The organism is Vibrio sp. Vb1554 (assembly GCF_033344235.1).
In genome coordinates this window covers 1-1,210 of record NZ_JAWPOJ010000291.1, presented here as the reverse complement: position 1 = coordinate 1,210, position 1,210 = coordinate 1, and the positions used below count along the sequence as shown (strand labels likewise).

Genomic DNA, 1,210 nt, shown 5'->3' with positions numbered 1-1,210 from the left:
TTTAAAAGCAGAAGGTGAAAAACAGTCTGCTATCCTCCATGCTGAAGCGCGTGAGCGTGCTGCTCAAGCGGAAGCAAAAGCGACTTACATGGTTTCCGAAGCCATCGCAAAAGGCGATATGCAAGCCGTTAATTACTTCATCGCGCAAGGCTACACAGAAGCTCTCAAGAGTATTGGTCAAGCTGAAAACGGAAAAATCATTATGCTACCTTTGGAAGCAACCGGACTCATGGGCTCTGTTGCGGGCATCGCAGAAATGTTTAAACAACAAAATAAAGATTAGGACCCAGTTATGGACTTGTTCAACCTGCTTGATGGCATAACATTTTGGCACTGGCTTGCATTCGGCTTTGTGCTGCTTGCCGTTGAGCTACTTGGTACAGCGGGTTACTTTCTGTGGTTGGGGTTATCGGCGTTATTAGTGGGAGCGTTATTGGCAGTGCTCCCTTTCGGCTGGCAACTTCAATGGTTATCTTTCGCGACTTTCAGCTTGCTGACAACTTGGTTATGGTGGCGACGCCAGTGGTCAAGAGACAAACAAGATGATCAAACAAGAGATCTCAACCAAAAGTACAAGCAGTTGATTGGCCGCAGCGTGATACTTGAGGAAGATTTTTCAATTGGGTTAAACAGAATTCGCATCGCCGATACCACCTGGTCTGCACAGTGTGAGCAAAATATCCGAGCTGGTACTCGTGTAAAAATCGTCGCGATCGATGGAATAATCCTCATTGTGGAGCCTATTTCTGAGTAATTTATGTCAAAGTAATGAAGTAAAGACTGCTTCATTACTTTCTTTTCTCTCAATTCTTTTTATTTCATCGTGTTATTCAATTTGTCCTTAAAAAATAAGTAATATAAATATTATTAAATTCCATCTTGTAAATCCTATTGATATTCATCAACTAAGAATTAATCAAAAAGATAGTTCACTGCTTCCTGTCATTTTCAATCTAATTTCAATATAAAAAATAAAACAGTGTTGAATTAATTTTTGATCTTTCCAACTCCCTATACATACTTAATCCATAAGCATAAAGGTAAATGCTTATATTTTAGGTAAGTAGAAAAGTCTTTCCTACCGTTTTATTGATAACTGAGTTGGTCCTCACCACACCAAAGGTAGAGCCTGTTCCAGCACGGTTGGGCACACAATGGGAGACACCATTTACTGCGGTATGTGTGAGCGGTATTAAGGTAGTGAGACATG

At 40.7% G+C, this 1,210-nt stretch carries 1 protein-coding gene and 1 pseudogene; both read left to right on the top strand.

Translation table 11 applies throughout. The annotated features are described in order from the left end of the window. Nucleotides 1-283, top strand: a pseudogene (locus tag R8N28_RS25730) (band-7 C-terminal domain-containing protein); the annotation flags it as partial. 9 nt (nucleotides 284-292) lie between these two features. After that, nucleotides 293-754, top strand: coding sequence for an NfeD family protein (locus tag R8N28_RS25725; protein WP_005454539.1), 462 nt, complete (start codon nucleotides 293-295; stop codon nucleotides 752-754). The last annotated feature ends 456 nt before the right edge of the window (nucleotides 755-1,210 follow it).

What these genes read in the sequence shown, in the direction of transcription:
- R8N28_RS25725 (WP_005454539.1), top strand. Translation starts at nt 293, where the DNA reads ATGGACTTGTTCAACCTGCTTGATGGCATAACATTTTGGCACTGGCTT.